This is a genomic window from Actinomycetota bacterium (assembly GCA_040755895.1).
Taxonomy (GTDB): Bacteria; Actinomycetota; Aquicultoria; order Subteraquimicrobiales; family Subteraquimicrobiaceae; genus Subteraquimicrobium.
The window spans coordinates 1-6,141 of record JBFMAG010000084.1; the positions used below are offsets into that span (position 1 = coordinate 1).

At 46.9% G+C, this 6,141-nt stretch carries 6 protein-coding genes and 1 riboswitch; all 6 genes read left to right on the plus strand.

Annotation, left to right across the window (positions count from 1 at the left end):
• Positions 1 to 214 precede the first annotated feature (214 nt).
• A riboswitch (cobalamin riboswitch) is annotated at positions 215 to 443 on the plus strand.
• 116 nt (positions 444 to 559) lie between these two features.
• The 6 genes from AB1466_03910 to AB1466_03935 are packed head-to-tail and all read left to right on the plus strand — an operon-like array spanning position 560 to position 6,086.
• Positions 560 to 1,492: a cobalamin-binding protein gene (locus AB1466_03910; GenBank protein ID MEW6189241.1), complete on the plus strand. Its 933-nt coding sequence runs from the start codon at positions 560 to 562 to the stop codon at positions 1,490 to 1,492.
• Between the two features lie 38 nt (positions 1,493 to 1,530).
• Positions 1,531 to 2,238, plus strand: coding sequence for a radical SAM protein (locus tag AB1466_03915; GenBank protein ID MEW6189242.1), 708 nt, complete (start codon positions 1,531 to 1,533; stop codon positions 2,236 to 2,238).
• Complete coding sequence (locus tag AB1466_03920; protein MEW6189243.1) at positions 2,216 to 3,325, plus strand: iron chelate uptake ABC transporter family permease subunit; 1,110 nt, start codon at positions 2,216 to 2,218, stop codon at positions 3,323 to 3,325. Before AB1466_03915 ends, AB1466_03920 begins: the two co-directional genes overlap by 23 nt.
• Positions 3,322 to 4,611: a heme ABC transporter ATP-binding protein gene (locus tag AB1466_03925; GenBank protein MEW6189244.1), complete on the plus strand. Its 1,290-nt coding sequence runs from the start codon at positions 3,322 to 3,324 to the stop codon at positions 4,609 to 4,611. The genes AB1466_03920 and AB1466_03925 overlap by 4 nt, the downstream gene beginning before the upstream one ends.
• On the plus strand, positions 4,604 to 5,134 hold the full coding sequence (cobU, locus tag AB1466_03930) for a bifunctional adenosylcobinamide kinase/adenosylcobinamide-phosphate guanylyltransferase (protein MEW6189245.1): 531 nt from the start codon (positions 4,604 to 4,606) through the stop codon (positions 5,132 to 5,134). The genes AB1466_03925 and cobU overlap by 8 nt, the downstream gene beginning before the upstream one ends.
• Positions 5,135 to 5,141: 7 nt before the next feature.
• Positions 5,142 to 6,086, plus strand: coding sequence for an asparagine synthase-related protein (locus tag AB1466_03935; protein ID MEW6189246.1), 945 nt, complete (start codon positions 5,142 to 5,144; stop codon positions 6,084 to 6,086).
• The last annotated feature ends 55 nt before the right edge of the window (positions 6,087 to 6,141 follow it).

Here is a 6,141-nt window from a genome sequence, read left to right on the forward strand (position 1 = left end):
CGACCTACAGCGGCGAGGATTGGCTAAAGAAGCTCACTTGGCATATGTTAAACTGAAGAGAATATAATCCAGTCTGCCAAGGTGGTGGGTTCCGAAGGGCGAATCACCAATTGTTAGAACGCTATCTAAATTTTATAAATATTTGACTTATAAATTTGGGTTGGATATAATGCAAAAAACTGAATAGCCACCTCTAGGTGCTTCAGCGCAGATAATTATCAGCCACCAATTGGGATATCTGCGTTGGGGAGAATAGGGAAGTCCGGTGACCTGCCCGCTGTGTCCATGGACGAGGCGGATGGGGAGTCCGGCACGGACCCGCCACTGTGACCCACAGATGGTGCCTAACACGCGCTCAATCGCGCTAAAGCCACTGCCTTTAGTGGGAAGGCGAGTTAGGTGAGTGGGAAGTCAGGAGACCTGCCTAGAGGGGAAGCGAGCCTTCGGGAAGTGAGGTGATGGCAGTGATTAAAGATTTGTGAAATCCTTGAGCTTAGGCTCGAGGATTTTTTATTGGTGCGGAAGACTCGTTAAGATTCCCTTTGAAAGGATGAGCATTATGAGCAGGTATTCAAGAATCATCGCACTCATCTTGGTGCTACTGGTGACCGCTATTGGGGCATGTAAAGCGATTCCAGTAGCGAAGAGACCAGTGGTTAGAAAAGTCGATTTCCCGATAACTCTTGAAGACGATCTGAGCAGAAAGGTTGTCATCGAGAAGGAACCAAAGCGCATAGTCTCCCTGGCTCCCAGCAATACGGAAATTCTCTTTGCCCTTGGGTTGGGCGATAGAATAATGGGAGTGACTACCTACTGTGACTATCCAGAAGAGGCAAAAGTGAAGGATAAGATCGGAGGATTCAAGAGTGTAAACATCGAGAAGGTTGTCTCTTTAAAGCCCGATTTGGTGCTGGCTACCGGTGGTGTTCAAGAACCGATAGTTAAAGAATTGGAGAGGTTGAAGATAACAGTCTTCGCCCTTGACCCAAAGAACTTGGGTGATATCATCTCTGGGATACGAGAGGTTGGCAGGCTTACCGGCAAGACTGAGGCAGCTGAGAGGATTGTTAAGAAGATGCAGTCGGTCATGGAGGATGTCAAGGAGAAAGTGGCAGAACTTAAGGGGAAAAGACCAAAGGTCTTCTATGAGGTTTGGAACGAACCCTTGATGACCGCTGGTCCCGGAACATTTATGAACGACTTGATAAGGCTGGCGGGGGGAGAGAACATCGCCGCCGATGCCAAGACCCAGTATCCTCAATATAGCCTGGAGATGCTAATTGAGCGTGATCCGGACGTTATCATCGCTTCCAAGGGAAGCATGGGTGATCCCGGCAAGATAGAGGAGCGTGAAGGCTGGGAGAATATTTCCGCGGTTAAGAATGGACGCGTCCATGTAATCGATGAAAATCTAGTTGTCCGCCCTGGACCAAGGATAGTCCAGGGTCTTAAGGAGGTTGCTAAAGCCATCCATCCCGAACTATTTAAGTAATTTTAAGGGCTGCCCGTTATGGGTAGGAGAGGTTACCAATGAATGTCTATCACATAACCTTCGCTCCAGCTGTAAAAGTGGCTTATGTCTACTTTTGGGGTTGTAACTTTGGTTGCAAGGGTTGTATACGTCGGGAGGAGTTGGGGGATATTCACCTGAGCCAACATGTTGCAGACTTTAGTGGCTTTTTGAAGCTTGAAGAGGTTGTGGGAATCTTGGAGGACTTTAAGCCGGAGGGAGTTACTTTCTTAGGTGGGGAACCCACAATCGATCCAGAGTTTCCAAAATTGGCCAAGGTGTTAGAGAAGAGGCTCGGTACCCATAATATCCTTCTCACTAATGGCTATTTGTTTCCACCCTTGGAGGGAGTCGACGAAATCCAGGTGAGCATAAAGGCAATAACCGGGACTTTGCATCGGGAATTCACGGGGAAGCCCAATCAAGAAGTGTTAAGGAACTTTAGACGACTGCACAGAGCGGGGGTGGCTTTGAGAGCAGAGAGCATCTTCATTCCTCATTATATAGATGTCGAGGAGATTGAGAAGATTACCAGGTTTATCTCCGCGGTTGATTCCAATATTCCCTATAGAATAGATGGATACATTCCCGTGGCTGGAAATCCTTGGAGGAGACCAACTCTGGAGGAGGTTGAAGGAGCTGTTAAAGTAGCCAGGAAGTATTTACACCACGTAACCTGTCTTAAGGGGAATGAAGGGTTGAGATATGAGGTGGAGTGCATCGTCTAACCGTGTCTGCCGACAGGCAGGGGGAGCGGTCATTGAATCACCGGTTTTAAAGACTGGATACAATCGGGCGGGTCTTCTCCTGTTGCTTGTAGGGGTACTAATCTGCGTACTAGTCGTGGCGGCTTCGCTGGGAGCGGTTTCTATTTCCATCAAGGTAGCCACCAAGATGTTACTGAGCAGAATCCCAATCGTGAGCTCTTTGGTGGGGAGTAGAGATTGGTCTCTCACTTTGGAGACGATATTCTTTAAGATACGTCTACCTCGCCTGATTTTAGCCGTGTTAGTTGGTACTTCTCTGGCCCTGGCAGGGGTCATTTTTCAAGCTTTGTTCAAGAATCCTATGGCCGATCCCTGTATCATTGGAGTATCCTCGGGGGCTGCGCTCGGCGCCACCCTGGCCATAATCTTTAAGATTGGTTCCGGTTTAATCGGACTTTCCACCGTACCCATCATGGCTTTTCTCGGTGCCTTGATAACGGTGATCATCGTTTACCAACTAGCCAGGGTGGGACCGGTGGTTCCAATCACTGCACTGCTCTTGTCGGGCATCGCCGTGGGGTCATTCATTTCAGCTATCACTTCTCTTATCATGGTCCTGGGTGGGGAGGATTTGCATTCCGTCGTTTTCTGGTTGATGGGGGGTTTAGGTGCCAGAAATTGGAGCCATGTGAAGATGACTCTACCCTTCATTCTCCCGGGACTTCTCTTTATCCCCCTCTTCGCTCGCGATTTGAATCTCATCTTATTGGGGGAGGAGAAGGCTCAGCAGTTGGGGATCGAGGTGGAGGGCTTCAAGAAGAGGATGCTTGCCCTGGGATCTTTAATAACCGCCGCCGGGGTTTCAGTGAGTGGGCTAATAGGTTTCATAGGTTTGATGGTGCCCCACATAGTGCGTCTAATCACCGGACCAGATCACCGTATTCTTTTACCCTGCTCAGCCTTGGTTGGATCAATTTTTCTCATAGTTGCCGATACCTTGGCTAGGCTGTTGCTGGCTCCCATGGAAATACCCGTTGGGATCGTTACAGCCTTATTTGGAGCACCCTTCTTTATCTTCCTCTTGCGGAGGGGAAAATCGCTCGTATGAGGGGATTTCTTATGACCCATGTTACTCTGGATATTCAAAATATAGATTGCTTTTACGGAGATCGGCAGGTCTTGGAGAGGATAAGCTTATCCATTCAGAAGGGTGACTTCATTGGCATTGTGGGTCCCAACGGGAGCGGGAAGTCCACGTTCCTTAAGGTGATCAGCCGGACGCTCAAGCCGAAATCGGGCGTGGTTTATCTCGACGGTGAGGACATTCAACGGCTTAGCCCCCGTTTCATCGCCCGGAATTTAGCCGTTGTCCCTCAGGAAACATCGATTGCCTTTGCATTTACGGCTCTGGACATCGTGCTAATGGGAAGGTCTCCTTATTTGGGAAGGTTTGAGACCGAGGGGTATGATGATTTGAGTATCGCTAGGGCGGCGATGGAGAAAACCAACACCTGGCATTTGGCTGAAAGACCCATAACCAGCTTAAGTGGGGGTGAAAAACAGAGGGTGATTATCGCTCAGGCTTTGGCTCAGGAACCCTGCATTCTTCTACTGGATGAACCCACTTCCCACTTGGATATAAATCATCAATTGGAGATCATGGATTTGGTGAAAGGCTTGAATGGGGATGGTTTAACTGTGATCTCAGTCTTTCACGACCTCAACATGGCCGCTGAGTACTGCCAGAGTCTGGTTCTCTTGAATCAAGGGAAAATCGATGTTCACGGTCAGCCGGAAGAGGTTCTCACCGTGGAGAATATCAAAAGAGTTTTTAACGCGGATGTGCTGGTAAATCGACACCCGCTGACCAAAAAGCTGTATATTACATTGCTCCCGAAGCTAAGGAAGGTATCAGCAGTTGGGTCACTAAAGGTGCATTTAATCTGTGGAGATGGAAGGGGTGCTCTTTTGATGAGGGAGCTCAAGAATTGTAACATCTGGGTCTCGGCGGGGGTGCTCAATGCCTTGGATTCCGATGAAGAGGTGGCCAATTCACTTGAAATCCCCATAGTTGCTGAAGCTCCCTTCTCTGGGATAACGGATGAGGCGTATCGGCGCAATTTGGATTTGATCTTTCAATCTGACCTGGTCGTAGTGGCTAATATTCCCTTTGGTCCCGGGAATATTAGGAATTTACATGCCGCTGAAGAAGCTTTAAACAGGGGCATTCCGGTGATATTGATGGAGGAGACGGAGATCGGCGAGAGGGACTATACGGGTGGCGAGGCTGAACGGATGGTAAAGGTACTTAAGGAGAAAGGTGCCCTGGTCGGTCGAGGTCTTTCCGAGGTTTTGACTTTGATCGAGAGGAGGGCGGGTGAACATCATGGCTAAACTCATTTTGATGCTGGGAGGAGCTCGGAGTGGAAAGAGTACATATGCTGAGGAATTAGCCGCTGAGCTAGGCGATAAGGTCGTTTATCTCGCGACTGGAAGAAACATTGACGATGAGATGCTTGAGCGAATTGAGGAGCACAGAAGGAGGAGATCCTCGAACTGGAAGACGGTGGAGGTGGATTCGGATTTGGCCGCGACGATATGCGAATATGGTGACGAGGCCGATGTCATTCTGGTTGATTGTTTGACCCTTTACGTTTCCAATTTGCTGGAATCCCAACCCGAGAAGACGATTCTAAAAAGCATCGAGGATTTAGTGGAAAACATCCGGGATATCGATTCTACAGTAATCTTCATCTCCAACGAGGTTGGGATGGGCATTGTACCGCCATATCCCCTGGGAAGGATCTATCGGGATCTCTTGGGCAAGGTAAACCAGTTGATTGCTGAAGCTTCAGATGAGGTTTATCTTTTAATAGCCGGGATACCGTGGAGATTGAAATATAAAAAGATTGCATGAGGAGAATTTGAACTTCTTGGGCGATATGAACGAGATTATTAAAAATCTAAAGAAGGTTCTTTCCGACACGATAGAAAGAAGCTCTCATAAGGGTTTGCTTTTTTCAGGGGGACTGGATACATCCATTTTAGCGGTCATTAAACCAAAGGTTGCAGGTGTTACAGTAAGTTTAGAATCCGATGCAGAGGATATCCCATATTCGGTGTCATTAGCGAGCTTCCTAAATATAGAACATTTCCACAGGAAGGTGGATGTCGACGAAGCAATAGAAAGTATCCCTAAGGTAATAAAAATATTGAAATCTTTTGATCCTGCCATTCCCAACGACTTGGTAGTGTACTTTGGCCTTGAGTTAGCCAAAAATTTAGGTATAGATATAGTAGCTACCGGCGATGGAAGTGATGAGTTGTTTGGGGGATATTCATTTATGGAAGATATGGATGATTTAGAAAATTATATTCTGAGGATCTCAGAAGAAATGAGCTTTAGTTCTAACAAGTTTGGTAAGTCTATGGAAATTAAGATAATCCAACCCTTTATGGACAAAAACGTCGTAGATTTTGCCTTAAAGATACCTGCTCATTTAAAGATAAGAAGGTATAACGACAAAGTCTGGGGAAAATGGATTTTGCGTAAAGCCTTTGAGGATGTTTTACCCGAAAATGTTATCTGGCAGAGCAAGAGACCTTTAGAATACGGCTCAGGCATGAATAAGCTTCGCCAGATTATTTCCCATAAGGTATCCGATGAAGAATTCAAGGAGAATTCCTCTGTAAAATTCATAAATAAAGAACACTTCTATTACTACAAAATCTACAGAAAAGTAATCGGAGAGATTCCTAAACCCAAAGGTGATGAGAGAAGTTGTCCTGGTTGTGGGGCAGGGATAAAAAGAGGCGGTCTTCATTGTAAAATTTGTGGAAATGTTTTGAATGGAAAGGAATCACCATAAACCATTATCACCTACGCAGTGATAAGGGTGAGGTGAAATGAAAGTTTTTACCTCT